Origin of the sequence: Streptomyces actuosus (assembly GCF_016921115.1) — a bacterium.
In the GTDB taxonomy this organism is placed as follows: domain Bacteria; phylum Actinomycetota; class Actinomycetes; order Streptomycetales; family Streptomycetaceae; genus Streptomyces; species Streptomyces actuosus_A.
Window position 1 is genome coordinate 50,814 of sequence record NZ_JAFFZS010000024.1, and the last position, 17,597, is coordinate 68,410.

The 17,597-nt window shown below is 72.7% G+C and carries 12 protein-coding genes; 9 read left to right on the forward strand and 3 right to left on the reverse strand.

The window, feature by feature from the left end; all coding sequences use genetic code 11:
• Positions 1-136: 136 nt before the first annotated feature.
• From cobT to JS756_RS25095, 3 genes are all read left to right on the forward strand, one after another.
• On the forward strand, positions 137-1,189 hold the full coding sequence (cobT, locus tag JS756_RS25085) for a nicotinate-nucleotide--dimethylbenzimidazole phosphoribosyltransferase (RefSeq protein WP_205385459.1): 1,053 nt from the start codon (positions 137-139) through the stop codon (positions 1,187-1,189).
• Positions 1,190-1,367: 178 nt separating this feature from the next.
• Complete coding sequence (locus JS756_RS25090) at positions 1,368-2,351, forward strand: phosphatidylglycerol lysyltransferase domain-containing protein (protein WP_205385460.1); 984 nt, start codon at positions 1,368-1,370, stop codon at positions 2,349-2,351.
• The gene (locus tag JS756_RS25095; RefSeq protein ID WP_205385461.1) at positions 2,348-3,079 is read left to right on the forward strand and encodes a hypothetical protein; all 732 of its coding nucleotides are present in this window, start codon (positions 2,348-2,350) and stop codon (positions 3,077-3,079) included. The genes JS756_RS25090 and JS756_RS25095 overlap by 4 nt, the downstream gene beginning before the upstream one ends.
• Here JS756_RS25095 and JS756_RS25100 read toward each other — a convergent pair.
• Positions 2,977-3,741: a hypothetical protein gene (locus JS756_RS25100; RefSeq protein ID WP_205385462.1), complete on the reverse strand. Its 765-nt coding sequence runs from the start codon at positions 3,739-3,741 to the stop codon at positions 2,977-2,979. The two genes, JS756_RS25095 and JS756_RS25100, sit on opposite strands and share 103 nt — an antisense overlap.
• A gap of 141 nt (positions 3,742-3,882) precedes the next feature.
• On the opposite strand from JS756_RS25100, the gene JS756_RS25105 reads away from it, so the two are divergent.
• Positions 3,883-4,665 carry an adenosylcobinamide-GDP ribazoletransferase gene (locus JS756_RS25105; RefSeq protein ID WP_205385463.1) on the forward strand — a complete coding sequence of 261 codons (783 nt, stop codon included), beginning with the start codon at positions 3,883-3,885 and terminating at the stop codon, positions 4,663-4,665.
• An 88-nt stretch (positions 4,666-4,753) separates the two neighbouring features.
• Here JS756_RS25105 and JS756_RS25110 read toward each other — a convergent pair whose 3' ends face one another.
• Together JS756_RS25110 and JS756_RS25115 are read right to left on the reverse strand one after the other, a co-directional pair.
• Complete coding sequence (locus JS756_RS25110) at positions 4,754-5,548, reverse strand: endo alpha-1,4 polygalactosaminidase (protein WP_205385464.1); 795 nt, start codon at positions 5,546-5,548, stop codon at positions 4,754-4,756.
• 186 nt (positions 5,549-5,734) lie between these two features.
• Positions 5,735-7,768 carry a hypothetical protein gene (locus JS756_RS25115; RefSeq protein WP_205385465.1) on the reverse strand — a complete coding sequence of 678 codons (2,034 nt, stop codon included), beginning with the start codon at positions 7,766-7,768 and terminating at the stop codon, positions 5,735-5,737.
• A 371-nt stretch (positions 7,769-8,139) separates the two neighbouring features.
• Here JS756_RS25115 and JS756_RS25120 point away from each other — a divergent pair, with 371 nt between their 5' ends.
• The 5 genes from JS756_RS25120 (at position 8,140) to aceE (ending at position 17,452) form a co-directional block, all read left to right on the forward strand.
• On the forward strand, positions 8,140-9,687 hold the full coding sequence (locus JS756_RS25120) for a leucyl aminopeptidase (protein ID WP_205385466.1): 1,548 nt from the start codon (positions 8,140-8,142) through the stop codon (positions 9,685-9,687).
• A 285-nt stretch (positions 9,688-9,972) separates the two neighbouring features.
• Positions 9,973-11,361, forward strand: coding sequence for a dihydrolipoyl dehydrogenase (gene lpdA / locus JS756_RS25125; protein ID WP_205385467.1), 1,389 nt, complete (start codon positions 9,973-9,975; stop codon positions 11,359-11,361).
• Between the two features lie 57 nt (positions 11,362-11,418).
• Entirely contained in the window at positions 11,419-13,152 is a 1,734-nt protein-coding gene (gene sucB, locus JS756_RS25130) for a 2-oxoglutarate dehydrogenase, E2 component, dihydrolipoamide succinyltransferase (protein WP_205385468.1), read from the forward strand.
• 697 nt (positions 13,153-13,849) lie between these two features.
• Positions 13,850-14,479: a GntR family transcriptional regulator gene (locus JS756_RS25135; protein ID WP_205385469.1), complete on the forward strand. Its 630-nt coding sequence runs from the start codon at positions 13,850-13,852 to the stop codon at positions 14,477-14,479.
• 261 nt (positions 14,480-14,740) lie between these two features.
• Positions 14,741-17,452, forward strand: a complete 2,712-nt coding sequence (gene aceE / locus JS756_RS25140; RefSeq protein ID WP_205385470.1) for a pyruvate dehydrogenase (acetyl-transferring), homodimeric type — start codon at positions 14,741-14,743, stop codon at positions 17,450-17,452.
• Positions 17,453-17,597 lie beyond the last annotated feature (145 nt).

Below are 17,597 nucleotides of genomic sequence, written 5' to 3' on the forward strand. Positions count from 1 at the left end.
GGGGACGAGAGAAGGCAACGACAATCCGCAGCAAAGCGGAACGTATGGGATACAGATCTTGGGCGCAACGACGGCGTGCCGGTGTGGTGCCGATGTGGCACCGGGGCGTTCGCCGCGGGCCGGTACTGTTCGGCGAATGAGCTCGCTTAATCTCGACGACTTCACCGATCTGATCGAGCGCCCGGACGGCGGGATGCGGCGTGACGCCGAGGCGCGCCGGGAGCGTCAGATCGTGCCGCCCGGGTCGCTCGGGCGCCTCGACGACCTGGGTGAGTGGCTGGCCGCGGCGCAGGGGACCGTGCCGGTGCGCGCGGTCGAGCAGCCGCGGGTGGTGCTGTTCGCGGGCGATCACGGCATCGCCGGTCTGGAGGTGTCGGCTCGGCCCGCGGGCAGCGCCGTCGAACTGGTGCGGGACGTGCTGGAGGGCTCCCGGCCGGTCTCCGTGCTGGCCCGGCGGCTCGGCGTGCCGCTGCGGGTGGTCGACATGGCGCTGGACTGCGACCCGGAGGCGCTGCCCGCGGACGTGGTGCGGCATCGGGTGCGGCGCGGCAGCGGACGGATCGACACCGAGGACGCGCTGACCGCCGAGGAGGCCCGGCAGGCCTTCCTGGCAGGGGTCGCGGTGGCCGACGAGGAGGCCGACTCCGGGACGGATCTCGTGGTGCTCGGCGACCTCAGCGTGGGCGGGACCACGGCGGCAGGCGTACTGGTGGCCGCTCTGTGCGGGACCGACGCCTCCGTCGTCACCGGCCGCGGCGGGCTCGCCGTCGACGACCTCGCCTGGATGCGCAAGTGCGCGGCGATCCGCGACGCCCTGCGTCGGGCCCGGCCCGTCCTCGGCGACCAGTTGCAGCTGCTGGCGACCGTGGGCGGTGCCGACCTCACGGCGATGACGGGCTTTCTGCTCCAGGCGGCCGTACGGAAGATGCCGGTGATCCTGGACGGCGTGGTCGGCGCCGCCTGCGCGCTGGTGGCGCAGCGGGTCGCGTTCCGGGCACCGGACTGGTGGCTGGCCGGGCACCTCAGCGGGGAGCCGGGGCAGGCCAAGGCACTGGACCGGATGGCCCTGGAACCCCTGCTGGACCAGGGGGTGACGGTCGGCGAGGGAGCCGGGGCGCTGCTCGCCCTGCCCCTGGTGCAGGCCGCGGCGGCACTCGCGGCCGAACTGCCCGAGGTGGGCAAGGACTGAGCCCACCGGACGCGACACGACGTGCGGCGGCCGGCCGGACGGCTCCCCGCACCCCTTCTCCGGTCGCTCCCGAGCCACGACCCCTCGACGGGCGCGCGGCGGCGGGCGACCGGGGCCGTCGCGAACGCCCCCGCGAGATGCACGATTCGCCGGGAAAGCGCCCATATGATCGCCCTTCATGGGAGATGCCCGAGTCGCCTCCGTCCCGGCTCGCCGTAGCGGCAGGACCTCGCGACGCGCCGCCGGCTTCGCCGTCCGGTACCTGCAGATCGTCGCGTTCGTCAACTTCCTCGGCGCGGTGCGGGTCTCCCCGGGACAGGACGTACGACGGCACAACCAGCAGGACTGCTGCACGCCGTATCTGCTGACGGCCGGGTTCGCGTCGGGTGTCCTCGCCGCGTTCCTGGCCGTCACCATGCGGCGCCGCAAACGGGCCGCGTGGCTCCTCGACCTGGTGCCGAGCGGGGTGTTCCTCGCCCTCCTCGCCGTCGCCATGGCGTTCCCGGAGACCCGGCGACACCCGCAGAACCGGGTGTCGCCGGCCGTGACGGCGGCCTTCGCCGCCGCACTGCTCGCCGGGCGGCGGGAGTTCTGCGCCAAGGGCCGCCGGTCCGATCCCCGGCTCGCCGCGGCCGTCGCCGGCGGCGGGCTGCTCGCCTCCTCGCTGCTGGCCGCGCTGCTGGTGACGGCGATCGACCGGGGCACGCGGCCGGCCCGGTTCCTCGACCGCCCGCGGTACGGCGCGCTGCGCCCGGTGTCGGTCGCCGCCGACGAGGCCGGGGGCGCCCGGATCGCGCCGCCGACCTGGGCGGACGTCGGCGTCAACACGCTGCGGCGCGCCGCGGAGATCGAGATCACTCAGGTGTCGCTCAACTTCGCGATGTTCCGCTCGGTCTTCGAACGTGGCGCCCGGCTCGGCGCCGGGCCGGTGCTGAGGCCGTGGCGGTCGCTGCTCGGCTTCTCCACCCGCTGGTGGCGCATCGCGTCGCTGTACCGCGCCGACGCCGAGTACCGGCCCGTGTGGGAGCCGCGGTTCCTGCTCTTCGAGAAGAGCGCGGACCTCCCCCGCATCGGCGTCGCCTCGGCGTGCGCGGAGGGGTTCCTGGAGGTGCCGGACCGGTCGCCCCGGCTGAACCGTACGGACCTGGAGACTCGTCGATGAACCGCCTCGCCCGCTGGGCCCGCGCCGAATGGGGGCCGCTGTACGCCACCGTGCGCGGCCCGCTGACGAGGCGGCGCCGGCGGGCGGTCCCGATGACCCTGGCGGCGGTGTGCCTGACCGGGGTGCTGCAGATCGTGCAGAACCGGCCCTGGGGCTTCGCGCCCGTGCGGGACCTGGGGGCGGTGCGGGCCGAGGACCCGCTGTGGCTGGCGCTGCTGCGCACCCCGCTCTCCCTGTTCGTCCCGGCGCTGGACCTGCCGGTCTGGGGGGCGCTCGCGCAGATCCTGTTCGCGTTCGGCCTCGCGGAGATCTGCCTGGGCCGCCGGCGGACCCTGGCCGTCGCCTACACGGCCACGCTCGCCGGGACCCTGTACGCCCGCGTCGGCATCTGGCTGGGCCCGGACGCCCCGCTGGGTCTGCCCGCCTCGGACGCGCAGGTGGTGGACACCGGCCCGTCCGCGGCCGTGGTCGGCCTCGCGGTGTTCATCGGCTGGCGCTACGGGGCGTACGTCACCGCCGGCGCGGTCGTGGTGGCGATGGTCGTCGAGGTGATCGTCAAGGACAACCTGGCCGGCAAGGAGCATCTGGCCGCGATCGCGGCGGTGCTGGTGCTGTGCGCGGCGGCTCAGCTGCGCTCGACCGCGCGGCTCGGTTCCGGGTCGGGCTTGCCGCCCAGCCAGTCCTGGAACACGCGGCGCGGCCCGGACCAGCGGCGGTCGTGGCGATAGGCGCGGAGCACGGCCCGGGCACGGGCCCGGGGACGGTGGCGGTAGAGACGCTTGGCCCACGGGGAGCCGGGGCGGGCCAGACGGACGATGCCGATCAGCGCGAGGAAGGGCACGATCACGCTGAAGATCGCCATGCGGGGCTTGCCCTTGGCGAGGACGCCGAGCGCCAGGAGGAAGTTGACGGCCACGGTCGCGATGACGCTGCTGCGGTCCTGCAGTTCGTTGTCGCTCACGCCGTTGACGCCGAACGGGGCGAAGCCCACCAGCCAGAGCCCGACCAGGGCCGCGGTCAGCACGACCACCTCGACGCTCTGGCGGCCGGCCTCGCTCCAGTAGACGTCGTCGAGGTGCAGGATCAGCGCGAACTCGTCCAGGACCAGGCCCGCCCCCATCCCGAAGAGCACCGCTGACACGTACGAGCCGAAGCCGTGCCGTCCGCCGGCGACCGCGCCGAAGCCGCCCACGACGGTGAGGATGACGCCGGGGACGACGTGGTGGATGTGCAGCCCGCCGGCCTTGACGTTGCCGAAGGGGCCCCGCCCGGCCCGGATGAGCCGGACGATGGTGCGGGTGATCAGGAAGGTGAGGACGAAGGCGGTGAGGGCGAGCAGCAGAGGGAGCTTGCCCGGCTCGACGATGTTGCGGTACCACCACTGTCCCATGTGCGAACTTTATCCGTGAATGCCGCCCGGGCGCCGTCCGGCCGCGTCCGATCGCCGACCGCCACCGACCGGCTCCCCCGCTCCCCCGCTCCCCCGCTCCCCGGCTCCCCGGCTCCCCGGACCGACCGGTAACCTGCGCCGGTGTCCACGACCCCCGCCTTCCACGGCCTCCGCTTCGCTTTCGGCACCCTGACCGTGCTGCCGGTCCGGGTGCACCGCTGGGACCGCGAGGCGGCGCGCGGCGGGATGCTGTGCGCCCCGCTCGCCGGACTCGTCGTCGGCGCGGCCTCCGCGGGCCTCGGGCTGCTGCTGTTCCTCGGAGCGGGGCCGCTGCTCGCCGCCGTCGCCACCGCGGCGGTGCCCGCGGCCCTGACCCGGGGCCTGCACCTGGACGGGCTGGCGGACACCGCGGACGGGCTGGGCAGCGGCAAACCCGCCGAGGACGCGCTGCGGATCATGAAGCAGTCGGACATCGGCCCGTTCGGCGTGCTGGCCGTCGTCTTCGTGCTGCTCGCCCAGGTCGCCGCGCTGGCGCAGCTGTACAGCGGCTCCTGGGCCCGCGGAGCGTTCGCCGCCGCCGTCGCGGCCACCGCCGCCCGTCTCGCGCTGACCCTGGCCGCCCGCGGCGGCGTGCCGGCGGCCCGTCCGGAAGGGCTGGGCGCCGCAGTCTCCGGGGTGGTCCCGGCGGGCGCCGCGGCGGGCGCGGCCGTCGCCGTCACGGTCGTGGCCGCGGCCTGCGGGGCCGCCTTCGGGCCGTACGGCGCCGTACGCACCGCGGTCGCGGTCCTGGCCGCCCTCGCCGCCGCCGACCTGCTGCTGCGGCACTGCGTCCGCCGCTTCGGCGGCGTCACCGGCGACGTGTTCGGGGCGCTGGCGGAGACCTCCGCGACAGTGGCGCTGGTGGCCCTGACCCTGGGCGGGTGAGCCGCTCGGCCGGACACCGGCGGCGACGGTGACCGGGCCGCCCCGCACGGCGCCGGTGCCGCGCGGAGGCGGGGCTCGTTGACGGGGGTCAGCAGGGCCGGCGCCACGCCCCCAGTTCGTACTTCTTGAGCATCGAGCTCAGCCCCAGGCTGCGGGCCTGGTCGCAGAAGCGGTCGGTGGGCAGTTCGTACTCCACGTGGAAGACCGCCTTGCCCGCCCTGACGAAGGGCGTCAGCGTCGTGCACTCGCCGTACTGGGCGCATTGCTCGTTCACCGCGAAGTCGAAGTCGCCGAGCAGTTCCGGGATCTGGTCGAGGTCGTTCTTCAGGCCGACGGCGAGGCCCCGGTCATGGGCGAGCCGGGCGACGAGCCGGTTGTAGCGGAGCTGGTCGGCGGCCGTCAGCGGGAAGCCGGTGGTGTTGCGGTAGCCGTCCATGTTGTCCGGCTCCACCGCGTCGAAGCCCTTCGCCCGGCACATGTCGAAGCGGGCGGCGACCAGGGGCTCCAGCACGTCGGTGCGGCGGATGTCCAGCCAGCGCTCGCCGTCCCAGCCGTTGCCCCGGCCCCGCACCGACGCGGGGAACTTCCCGGCGTCCGGCCGCCAGTCCTCCCACGCGCCGGTGGAGATGTAGCAGATCGCCTTGCGGCCCTCGCGGTGCAGGGCGGACACGGCGGCTGCGGAGTTGTCGAAGCCGTCGATGTCGTACACCGGCACGTCCACGGACGTGTCGAGGCGTCCGCTGAGCTGCCACTGCCAGGCGGTGCCGGGCCGCGGCTGCCAGCGCGCGCCCGCCGGATCCGGGGCGGCGGGTTTGTCGTCCGCGGCCGTCGAACAGGCGGCGACCAGCAGCAGAAGGGCGACGAGGAGGAAGGGGCGTCTCACCGGGCGGGCTCCAGGATGTGCGGCAGGGTGTATCTCAAGGATGATCCCGTGAGTGTTCCCCCCGACGGTGCGGACGGTGAGTGGGGAACTGCGGCCCGGACCGCAGTTGCGGGTCCGTCGTGGGCTGGTCGCGCAGTTCCCCGTGCCCCCGTGGTGCGGGGATGGTGTCGCCGGTTCAGCCGCGCGCTACGGCAGGTTCAGCGTCAGCGCGTTCTGCAGCAGTTCCGGTGTGGTCCACCCCGAGAGAGCCCCCGCGTAGGCCGAGCCGAAGGCGGTGGTGCCGATCAGCTGCTGCTGCCGGGTCCCCTCCGGGGCGGTGACCGGGATCTGCGTCCCGGACGGCGCGGTGACGGTCACGGTGTCGCCGATGCGGTACGCGGTGACCTGGTTGTTCAGAATCGCCGACTGCCAGGCCGCGCGGCGCTGCAGCTCCGTGCCGATGTCCTTCTGCCGCAGGTTCTCCAGCGGGGTGTCGGCAGCGAACAGGGCCCGGTAGTCCGTCAGGACCTTGTCCAGGACCGGGTAGAGGATCCGGTCCTCCGCCAGGTTGGACTGGTGGGCGTAGTGCGGCCGGGGGTCGTTGGAGATGGCGTGGCCGAGGTCGGTGTGCGCCTCCTGGGGGACGATGGAGGAGTCGTAGCCCGTGGCGACGTCGAGGGGCTGGTCCATGCAGGTGGAGGCGGGGTTGTCGGTGCACACGCCGCTGCCGCCGTCGGCCTGCGCGGTGTAGATCCAGTTGTACTCGTCGGCCATCTCCTCCTTGGTGCCGACGTTGTAGTAGACGTTCATCGGGTAGCGGGGCACGGTCAGCGTGCTGCTGCCGACGGCCCGCTGCTCGGGCTCGCGCGAGTTGTCCGAGGCGATCCACCGGATGCCGTTGTCGGAGAGGGCGGGGGCCAGGTGGGGGTTGTCCTCCGGCTGCTGCGGCAGCGTCTTGAGGCCGGAGTGCTCGCCGGTGACGAGTTCGTCCCGGTCGACCGGGACGCCGTGCAGGAGGGCCCAGTTGTAGTTGTCGGAGATCTCCGCGGAGATCTCCGAGCGGCTCATCCACTGCGTCGAGCCGTCCGCGTTCTTCGCGCAGCTCCACGGCACGACCGAGACGTCCTGGATGCAGCCGAGGAACTGGTGGGTGTAGGTGTGGTTGATCCAGCGGTACTGCGAGGTGTCGGCGAGCAGCCGGTCGGCGAGGGCGTCGGTGCCGCCGTTCTCGCTCTTCCACTCCTCCCCGGAGCCCGCGTTGAAGACCATGTCCAACGTGAAGCCGTGGTCCTTCTGCCACTGTGCGGCGTAGGCCGCGTCGTCGGCGGTCATGCGGATCGGTGCGGTCTCCTCGCCGCCGCCGACGCAGTCCAGGTCGCCGGGCGTGCAGTTGCGCTCGGTGTCCCAGCGGCTGTCGGCCGCGAAGACGTCGTCGACGTGGACGGCGAAGTAGTTGCGGGCCTGCCCCAGGTGCACCCCGCCGGTCAGCCATTCGACGATGCCCCGGGCGAGGAGGCGGAACTGCTGCTGGTACTGGTTGTAGGCGAAGGTCACCACCAGCTCGCGGCGCCCGTCGTGGGCGTACTCGCCGAGCAGGCTGCCGGTGCCCGAGCCGCCCGGGACGGGCATGTCCACATAGCTGGTGAAGCCCTCGCGGGGCCGGGCCAGGTAGCCGTAACTCTCGGCGACCGTCGGGGAGTTGTCCTCGAAGGTGAAGGCGCCGGCGAGATAGCCGAAGGATCCGGCGCGGCCCGCCGTGGTCACGGTCGCCTGCTGTCCGTCGAGGGTGCCGGCCCAGCCGCCGTCGCCGGTGAGGTCCAGGCCCACCTCCGGGTGGGCCCAGGTGTAGGCGTCGACCTGCGGGATGCCGTAGGTCCGCTCGTACTCCTCCAGGGCGGTCTGCTCGGCGGAACCCGCGCCGAACGGGGCCTCGTCGGGCAGGACGACGCCCTGGAATCTGGCCCTGGGCGTACCGCCCACGGTGTCGCTCAGGAAGCCCGCGTCGACGACGGCGCGGCCGGGGTCGTTCAGGTCGACGACCGTGTACGGGATGCCGGTGCTCTTCAACTGAGCGGTGATGGCCTGGACCGGGGTGTCGCCGTTGTCCACCACCAGCACCTTCAGGTCGATGCGCGGCTCCGTCGCGGCCGACGCGCCGGGCGCCCCGAGGCCCAGCGCCGTCATACCGCCCGCCGCGATCACGGCAGCGGCGATTCTCCATCCGTGCGCACTTCGCGCCATGGATTGTTCCTTCCCCCCACAGGAATCCACCGCCGATCGGTCGACGCATGACGGTCGAGATGCGGAGGATTCGTGGTAATCGTGCAAAACGGTGAGTCATCGACCCACCGGACCCGACGAGTGTGACTCAGCTCATGGAGTGCGAGGATCGGAAACCGGCCACGACACCCCTGACGGGTGAACGCTCGTAGGAATGAGCGAATGCTCATTCGCGCGTAGTCTCGTGCCGGGTGTTCCGATCAGTTCGCCGCGCTGACTCGGACCCCGGTCGGATCGCTCCCGCAGGCCGGATCTACTGTCGGCCGTCGGGCTCGGCCGACCCACACCGTTCGGCCACAGAAACTTCACATCGGAAGCGAGATTTCACCACCGTGACTGCTCTCACTCTCAGCACCGCCGCGGCGCCCGGTCTCCGGGCCGACGCAATCGTGATCGGTGTCGCCAAGGGCACAGCCTCCGGTTCGGGGGACCTGGTCGTCGCACCGGGCGCCGAGGCCGTGGACAAGGCCTACGAGGGCCGGCTCGCCGGAGTCCTGGAGACCCTCGGGGCCTCGGGCGCCGAGGGCGAGGTGACCAAGCTCCCGGCCCCGTCCGGTTTCAAGGCGCCGCTCGTCGTGGCGGTGGGCCTGGGCCCCGAGCCGGAGAAGGGCGCCGGATACGACCCCGAGGCGCTCCGCCGGGCCGCCGGAGTGGCCGCCCGCGCGCTCGCCGGCTCCAAGAAGGCCGCGTTCGCCCTGCCGCTGGCCGACGCCGGCGACGCCGCCGCGACCGGCGAGGGCGTGCTGCTCGGCGCCTACTCCTTCGACGCCTACAAGGAGAACGGCTCCTCCGGCAGCGACACCAAGGGCAAGAACGGCAAGGCTCCGCTGGCCGAGGCCGTCCTGCTGGGCGGCAAGCCGCGCGACGCCGCGCACAAGGCGGCGATCGCCCGCGCCACCGCCGTGTCCGAGGAGCTCAACCGCGCCCGCGACCTGATCAACACCCCGCCGAACGACCTCGACCCCGAGGCCTTCGCCGCGATCGCCCACGCCGCGGCCAAGGAGCACGGCATCAAGGTCCAGGTCCTGGACGAGAAGGCCCTGGTCAAGGGCGGCTACGGCGGCATCCTCGGCGTCGGCGGCGGTTCGGCCGCGACCCCGCGGCTGGTCAAGCTGTCGTACACCTCCTCCAAGGCGAAGAAGCACCTCGCCTTCGTCGGCAAGGGCATCACGTACGACTCGGGCGGCATCTCCCTGAAGCCGGCCGGCCACAACGAGACCATGAAGTGCGACATGAGCGGTGCCGCCGCCGTGTTCGCCGCGGTGGTCGCCGCCGCTCGGCTGAAGCTCCAGGTCAATGTCACCGCCTGGCTGGCGCTCGCGGAGAACATGCCGTCGGGCTCCGCCGTCCGCCCTGGCGACGTGCTGCGCATGTACAGCGGCAAGACCGTGGAGGTACTCAACACCGACGCCGAGGGCCGGCTCGTGCTGGCCGACGCGCTGTGGGCGGCCTCGGCGGAGAAGCCGGACGCGATCATCGACGTGGCGACCCTGACCGGCGCGATGGTGCTGGCGCTGGGCAGCCGCACCTTCGGCGTCATGGCCAACGACGACGCGTTCCGCACCGCGCTGCACGAGGCCGCGGAGGAGGTGGGCGAGCCGGCGTGGCCGATGCCGCTGCCCGAGCACCTGCGCAAGGGCATGGACTCCCCCGTCGCCGACATCGCGAACATGGGCGAGCGGATGGGCGGCGGCCTGGTCGCCGGGCTCTTCCTGAAGGAGTTCGTCGGCGAGGGGATCACCTGGGCACACCTGGACATCGCGGGCCCGGCGTTCAACGAGGGCGGCCCGTTCGGGTACACGCCGAAGGGCGGCACCGGTTCCGCGGTGCGGACGCTGGTGCGCCTGGCGGAGCTGACCGCCGCGGGTGACCTGGGCTGATGCCCGTCCACTGAGCCGGCCCGCTCCGCCGTGGGGCGGCTTTCGGGGCGCGGGGACCGGTCGCACCGGTCCCCGCGCCCGCGTTTTCCGCCGCGGGCCGCCCCTCCGGTACCCGGGAACGTGGGACGTCTCACACCCCGGCCCCGCGTCTCGTCAAGCATCGACTAGTGCGAAGATGGGGCACGGCAGGACAGGGCCCCACCAAGGGCCGAAGAACGAGCGGCCGGACACCAGCCGCCTGCCGGTCACTGGAGACCGGTGGCGCACATGCATGGAGGACGTGACGTGGCGAACGACGCCAGCACCGTTTTCGACCTAGTGATCCTCGGCGGTGGTAGCGGTGGTTACGCCGCGGCCCTGCGCGGGGCGCAGCTGGGCCTGGACGTCGCCCTGATCGAGAAGGACAAGGTCGGCGGCACCTGCCTGCACCGGGGTTGCATCCCCACCAAGGCCCTGCTCCACGCGGGCGAGATCGCCGACCAGGCGCGCGAGAGCGAGCAGTTCGGTGTCAAGGCCTCCTTCGAGGGCATCGACATCGCGGGTGTGCACAAGTACAAGGACGACGTCGTCTCGGGCCTGTACAAGGGCCTGCAGGGTCTCGTCGCCTCCCGCAAGGTGACCTACATCGAGGGTGAGGGCCGCCTGTCGTCGCCCACCTCCGTCGACGTCAACGGCCGCCGCGTCCAGGGACGCCACGTCCTGCTGGCGACCGGCTCCGTGCCGAAGTCGCTCCCGGGCCTGGAGATCGACGGCAACCGGATCATCTCCTCCGACCACGCCCTCGTCCTGGACCGCGTGCCGAAGTCCGCGATCATCCTGGGCGGCGGCGTCATCGGCGTCGAGTTCGCCTCGGCGTGGAAGTCCTTCGGTGCCGACGTCACCGTCATCGAGGGCATGAAGCACCTCGTCCCGGTCGAGGACGAGAACTCCTCCAAGCTGCTGGAGCGCGCGTTCCGCAAGCGCGGCATCAAGTTCAACCTCGGCACCTTCTTCCAGAAGGCCGAGTACACGCAGGACGGTGTCAAGGTCACCCTTGCCGACGGCAAGGAGTTCGAGGCCGAGGTCCTGCTGGTGGCCGTCGGCCGCGGCCCCGTCTCGCAGGGCCTGGGCTACGAGGAGGCCGGGGTCGCCATGGACCGCGGCTACGTCCTGGTCGACGAGTACATGCGGACCAACGTCCCGACCGTCTCCGCCGTCGGCGACCTGGTCCCGACGCTCCAGCTCGCGCACGTCGGCTTCGCCGAGGGCATCCTGGTGGCGGAGCGCCTGGCCGGTCTGAAGACCGTCCCGATCGACTACGACGGCGTCCCGCGGGTGACGTACTGTCACCCGGAGGTCGCCTCCGTCGGTATCACCGAGGCCAAGGCCAAGGAGATCTACGGTGCGGACAAGGTCGTCGCTCTGAAGTACAACCTGGCGGGCAACGGCAAGAGCAAGATCCTGAAGACCGCGGGCGAGATCAAGCTCGTCCAGGTCAAGGACGGTGCCGTGGTCGGCGTCCACATGGTCGGCGACCGCATGGGCGAGCAGGTCGGCGAGGCCCAGCTGATCTACAACTGGGAAGCGCTGCCGGCCGAGGTCGCCCAGCTCGTCCACGCCCACCCGACGCAGAACGAGGCGCTCGGCGAGGCCCACCTCGCCCTGGCGGGCAAGCCGCTGCACGCGCACGACTGATCAGCCCTCGGGCGCGACGACACAGACTTCCGCAACTCGTAAGGAGCAACCGAAACCATGGCGGTTTCCGTAACCCTTCCGGCGCTCGGCGAGAGCGTCACCGAGGGCACTGTCACCCGCTGGCTGAAGGCCGAGGGCGAGCGTGTCGAGGCCGACGAGCCGCTGCTCGAGGTCTCCACCGACAAGGTCGACACCGAGATCCCGGCCCCGGCGTCCGGCGTCCTGGCCTCCATCAAGGTCGCCGAGGACGAGACGGTCGAGGTGGGCGCCGAACTGGCGCTCATCGACGACGGCTCGGGTGCCCCGGCCGCCGCTCCGGCCCCGGCCGCCGAGACCGCTGCGGCCCCGGCCGCCGAGGCGGCCCCCGCCCCGGTCGCCGAGGCTCCGGCGGCCCCCGCCCCGGCCCCCGCCGCCGCTCCGGCCGGTGGCGCCCAGGGCACGGACGTCGTCCTGCCCGCGCTCGGCGAGTCCGTCACCGAGGGCACCGTCACCCGCTGGCTGAAGTCGGTCGGCGACAGCATCGAGGCCGACGAGCCGCTGCTGGAGGTCTCCACCGACAAGGTCGACACCGAGATCCCGGCGCCGGCCTCCGGCGTGCTCCTGGAGATCGTGGTCGGCGAGGACGAGACCGCCGAGGTCGGCGCCAAGCTCGCCGTCATCGGCGCCCCGGGTGCCGCCCCGGCCGCCGCCCCGGCACCGGCCGCACCGGCACCGGCACCGGCCGCGCAGGCTCCGGCTGCCCCGGCTCCCGCCCCGGCCCCGGCTCCCGCGCCGGCCCAGCCCGCCGCCCCGGCTCCCGCGCCCGCCCCGGTCACCCCGGCGCCGGCCGCTCCGGCCGCCGCCCAGCCGGCCGACGAAGGCGCCTACGTCACCCCGCTGGTGCGCAAGCTCGCCGCCGAGAACGGCGTCGACCTGGCCACCGTCAAGGGCACCGGCGTCGGCGGCCGCATCCGCAAGCAGGACGTCGTCGCCGCCGCCGAGGCCGCGAAGGCCGCTGCCGCCGCCCCGGCTCCCGCCGCGGCCGCCGCGGGCTCCGCCGCCGGGAAGGCGCCGGCCCTGGAGGTCTCCCCGCTGCGCGGCCAGACCGTCAAGATGACCCGCATCCGCAAGGTCATCGGCGACAACATGGTCAAGGCCCTGCACGAGCAGGCCCAGCTGTCGTCGGTCGTCGAGGTCGACGTCACCCGCCTGATGAAGCTGCGCGGCCGGGCGAAGGACTCCTTCGCCGCCCGCGAAGGCGTCAAGCTCTCCCCGATGCCGTTCTTCGTCAAGGCCGCCGCCCAGGCGCTGAAGGCCCACCCGGTCATCAACGCCAGGATCAACGAGGCCGAGGGGACCATCACCTACTTCGACACCGAGAACGTCGGTATCGCGGTGGACTCCGAGAAGGGCCTGATGACCCCGGTCATCAAGAACGCCGGTGGCCTCAACATCGCCGGCATCGCCAAGGCCACGGCCGACCTGGCGGGCAAGGTCCGTGCCAACAAGATCACCCCGGACGAGCTGTCCGGTGCGACCTTCACCATCTCCAACACCGGTTCGCGCGGTGCGCTCTTCGACACGATCATCGTGCCGCCGGGCCAGGTCGCGATCCTCGGTATCGGCGCCACGGTCAAGCGCCCGGCCGTGATCGAGACGGAGGAGGGTACGGTCATCGGCGTCCGCGACATGACCTACCTGACGCTGTCCTACGACCACCGCCTGGTGGACGGCGCCGACGCGGCCCGCTACCTGAGCGCCGTCAAGGCGATCCTGGAGGCCGGCGAGTTCGAGGTCGAACTCGGGCTGTAGCAGACACGGGGTTCACCGGGAGGCCCGGCGCCTCTCCGATCCCCGGCCGGCAGGCCGCACGGCGCCCCGCCCGGATCTTCCGGGCGGGGCGCCGCCGTGAACGGCTCGGGCAGGGGGTGGAGCGGCGGCGCCACCGGCTCGGCGGCAGCCGTGCCCCCGTCCCCGGCCGCCCGGCTCCACGGACCGGACCCGACGCCCCCGCGCCGCGGCGCCCCGCCCCGGCGACCGCGCGGGCCGAACGACTCCGCACGAGGCCGACGGCCGCACCCGCACCCGCCGTACGCACGGCCGTCCCACCCGCATCCGTCGTGACCACCCGCGCAAACCCGCGGCGCACGCGTCGGCGACGACCACCCGCGAGCCGCACCCCGTCCGCTCGGCCCGGCCGGACCGTGCGCGCGGCGCCCCTCGCCGGCCCCCGGCGACCCCGGCGCCCCGGCTCGACCCGCCGCGGTACGGACCGCGGTACGGACCGGCGACACGCGGTGCCCGGGACCCGACACGGCCGTACCCGACCCGACGGCAGCGGGCCGCGCAGCGGGCCCGGTGGGACCCACGGGGCTCCGGCCGGAGCGTGTAAGTCTCGTCTCACCTGCGCGAAAGCGCCCCCGTGCACCCTTCCGGACGGCGTCTGCGGCCGTATTGTCTAAACGTCGAACGCCCCAGGGGGCCGGTGGCCCCTCCCTAAGGAGCTCTCATGACCGCGCCCGTCATCCACTCGCTGCGCGAGCAGATCCGCGAGCACATCCTGGAAGGGATCATCAGCGGGCGCTGGCAGCCGGGCGAGCGGATCGTGGAACGGCGCATCGCCACCGAGCTGGAGGTCAGCCAGACCCCGGTGCGAGAGGCCCTGCGCGAACTGGAGTCCCTGCGCCTGATCGAGTCGGCGCCGAACAAGGGCGTGCGGGTGCGCAATCTGACCGCTGTCGACCTGGAGGAGAGCTACCCCGTGCGGGCCGGCCTGGAGGCCATCGCGGCGGAGCTGGCGGCCGAGGGGCTGGCGGGCGACTGCTCCGCGCTGGAGCCGCACGTCGCGGCGCTGTACGAGGCCGACCGCAACGCCGACGGCACGGCCCAGGTGCGGCACACGGTCGCCTTCCACCGCGAGCTGGTGCGCGCGGCCGGCAACTCGGTGCTGCTGCACACGTGGGAGGGCCTGGGCATCGAGGTGTTCACGGCGCTGTCGATCCGCTGGCTGGGCACGGTGCAGCAGTCCTACGCCGAGGAGCACGAGGAGCTGGTGCAGGCGTTCCGGCGACGGGACCCGCGGATCGCCGAGATCGTCAAGGCGCACGTCCTGGGCTGCGCGCCGCGCCACGAGGGCTGAGCACACCGTCGCTCAAACGTGCCGCCACCTGCGTAAACCCTTCGAAAACAAGGCACCCGGTGTCTCCTGGAGAGGCACCGGGTGCCTACTTTTCGGTGATCGCGCAGTTTTCGCCGGGAACCCTTTGATCGATCATCGATCAGGGAGTTACAGTCGCCGACGGACTTCCACCGAAGTCCAGCCCTGTCCTGCCAAAGACCAAGGGCACCCCCGAACCCTTCGCTGTGAGGGAACCCCCCTTCGACTGAGGAAGGCGGCGACATGACCGACCCCAACGCCATCCAGCCGAGCGAGCTCGACCAGCTCCCGGACCGCGACCCGGAGGAGACCGCCGAATGGCAGGCCTCCCTGGACGCCGTCGCCGAGGCTGCCGGGCCGCACCGTGCCGCATACCTGATGCGCCGCACGCTGGAGCGCGCCGAGGGCAACGGCATCGCGCTGCCGAAGCTCCTGGAGACCGACTACGTCAACACCATCCCGACCGCCGCCGAGCCGCAGATGCCCGGCGACCCGGAGATGGAGGCCCGGATCACCGCGTGGAACCGCTGGAACGCGGCGGCCATGGTGACCCGCGGCAGCAAGCACGGCGTCGGCGGCCACATCGCCACCTTCGCCTCGGCGGCCTGGCTCTACGAGACCGGCTTCAACCACTTCTTCCAGGGCAAGGACTCCGGCGACGCCGCCGGCTCCGGCGACCAGCTGTACATCCAGGGCCACGCCTCCCCCGGCATCTACGCCCGCGCCTTCCTCGACGGCCGGCTGAACGAGCAGCACCTGGACAACTTCCGGCAGGAGTCCGGCGGCAACGGCCTGCCGTCCTACCCGCACCCGCGCCGCCTGCCCTGGCTGTGGGAGTTCCCCACGGTGTCGATGGGGCTCGGCCCGCTGTCGGCGATCTACCAGGCTCGCTTCAACCGCTACCTCACCAACCGCGGTGTCAAGGACGTCTCCGCGTCCCACGTGTGGGCCTTCCTCGGCGACGGCGAGATGGACGAGCCGGAGTCGACGGCGGCACTCGCGCTGGCCGCGCGTGAGGAACTGGACAACCTCACCTTCGTCATCAACTGCAACCTGCAGCGTCTGGACGGCCCGGTCCGCGCCAACTTCAAGATCGTGCAGGAGCTGGAGGCCCAGTTCCGCGGCGCCGGCTGGAACGTCGTCAAGACGCTGTGGGGCTCCACCTGGGACGAGCTGTTCCAGCTGGACACCACGGGCGCGCTCGTACGCCGCCTGCGCGAGGTACCGGACGCTCAGATCCAGACGTACCAGACCCGCGGCGCCGCCTACATCCGTGAGAGCTTCTTCGGGTCCGACCCCGCGCTGGCGGAGATGGCGAAGCTGCTGAGCGACGACAAGATCCTCGACTGCTTCCACTTCTCCCGCGGCGGCCACGAGCCGCGCAAGGTCTACGCCGCCTACAAGGCCGCGCTGGAGCACAAGGGCGCGCCGACGGTGATCCTGGCCCAGACGGTCAAGGGCCACACCCTCGGCGACGGTTTCGCCTCGAAGAACGCCAACCACCAGATGAAGAAGCTGACGGTGGACGAGTTCAAGGCGATGCGCGACCTGCTCGGCCTGCCGATCAAGGACAGCGACTTCGCCGACGGCCAGGTCCCCTACGGCCACCCGGGCGCCGACTCCCCCGAGGTCCGCTACCTCCAGGAGCGCCGTGCCGCCCTCGGCGGTCCGGCCCCGGCCCGCCGTACCCACCCGCTCGCCGCGCTGCCGGCCCCCGCCGAGAAGACGTTCGCCTCCTTCGACAAGGGCTCCGGTTCGCAGAACGTGGCCACCACGATGGCCTTCGTCCGCCTGGTGAAGGACCTGGTCCGCGACAAGGAGACGGGGCGGCGCTGGGTGCCGATCGTCCCCGACGAGGCGCGCACCTTCGGCATGGAGTCGCTGTTCCCCTCGCTCGGCATCTACTCGCCCAAGGGCCAGACGTACGAGCCGGTCGACCGCGACCAGCTGATGTACTACAAGGAGGCCCGGAACGGCCAGATCCTCAACGAGGGGATCACCGAGGCCGGTTCCATGGCCGATTTCATCGCCGCTTCGACGTCGTACGCGACGCACGGCGAGGCGATGATCCCCTTCTACATCTTCTACTCGATGTTCGGCTGGCAGCGCACCGCCGACCAGATGTGGCAGCTCGGCGACCAGCTCGGCCGCGGCTTCCTGGTCGGTGCGACGGCCGGCCGGACGACGCTGACCGGCGAGGGCCTGCAGCACGCCGACGGCCACTCGCCGGTGATCGCGGCCACGAACCCGGCGGCGCTGACGTACGACCCGGCGTTCGCCTACGAGATCGCCGTCGTCGTCCGCGAGGGTCTGCGCCGCATGTACGGCGAGGCAAAGCCGGGCGAGGACCAGAACGTCTTCTACTACCTCACCGTCTACAACGAGCCGATGCCGCAGCCGGCGAAGCCGTCCGGCCCCGGCATCGACGAGGGCATCGTCAAGGGCCTCTACCGCTTCAACACCGCGGAGTCGGCCGGCCTGTCCCCCGCCGCCAACGCCCCGCGCATCCAGCTGCTGGGCTCGGGCACGGCGATCCACTGGACGCTGGAGGCGCAGCGGCTGCTCGCCGAGGAGTGGGGCGTGGCCGCCGACGTGTGGTCGGCGACCTCCTGGTCGGAGCTGCGCCGGGATGCCATGGACGCCGACGCGGCGCTCCTGCGCGGCGAGGAGCGGGTGCCGTTCGTCCGGCAGGCGCTCCAGGGCGCCGAGGGCCCGGTGCTGGCCGTCTCCGACTACATGCGCCAGGTCCCGGACCAGATCGCGCAGTGGGTCGAGCAGGACTGGTCCTCGCTGGGCGCCGACGGCTTCGGCCTGTCGGACACCCGTGAGGCGGCCCGCCGCCACTTCGGTGTCGACGCCCGGTCGATCGTCGTCGCGGCCCTGGCCCAGCTCGCCCGGCGCGGCGAGGTGAAGGCCACCGCGGTCAAGGAGGCCCGGGAGAAGTACGGCCTCTAGCGGCCGATGCGTGTCGGTCCCCGCCGAAGCGGGGACCGACACGGACGACGCCCCCGCCGAAGCGGGGACCGACACGGACGACGCCCCCGCCCCGGCGGGGACCGACGCGGACAGTGCTCCGCTCCGGCGGGCTCCGACGGACCGC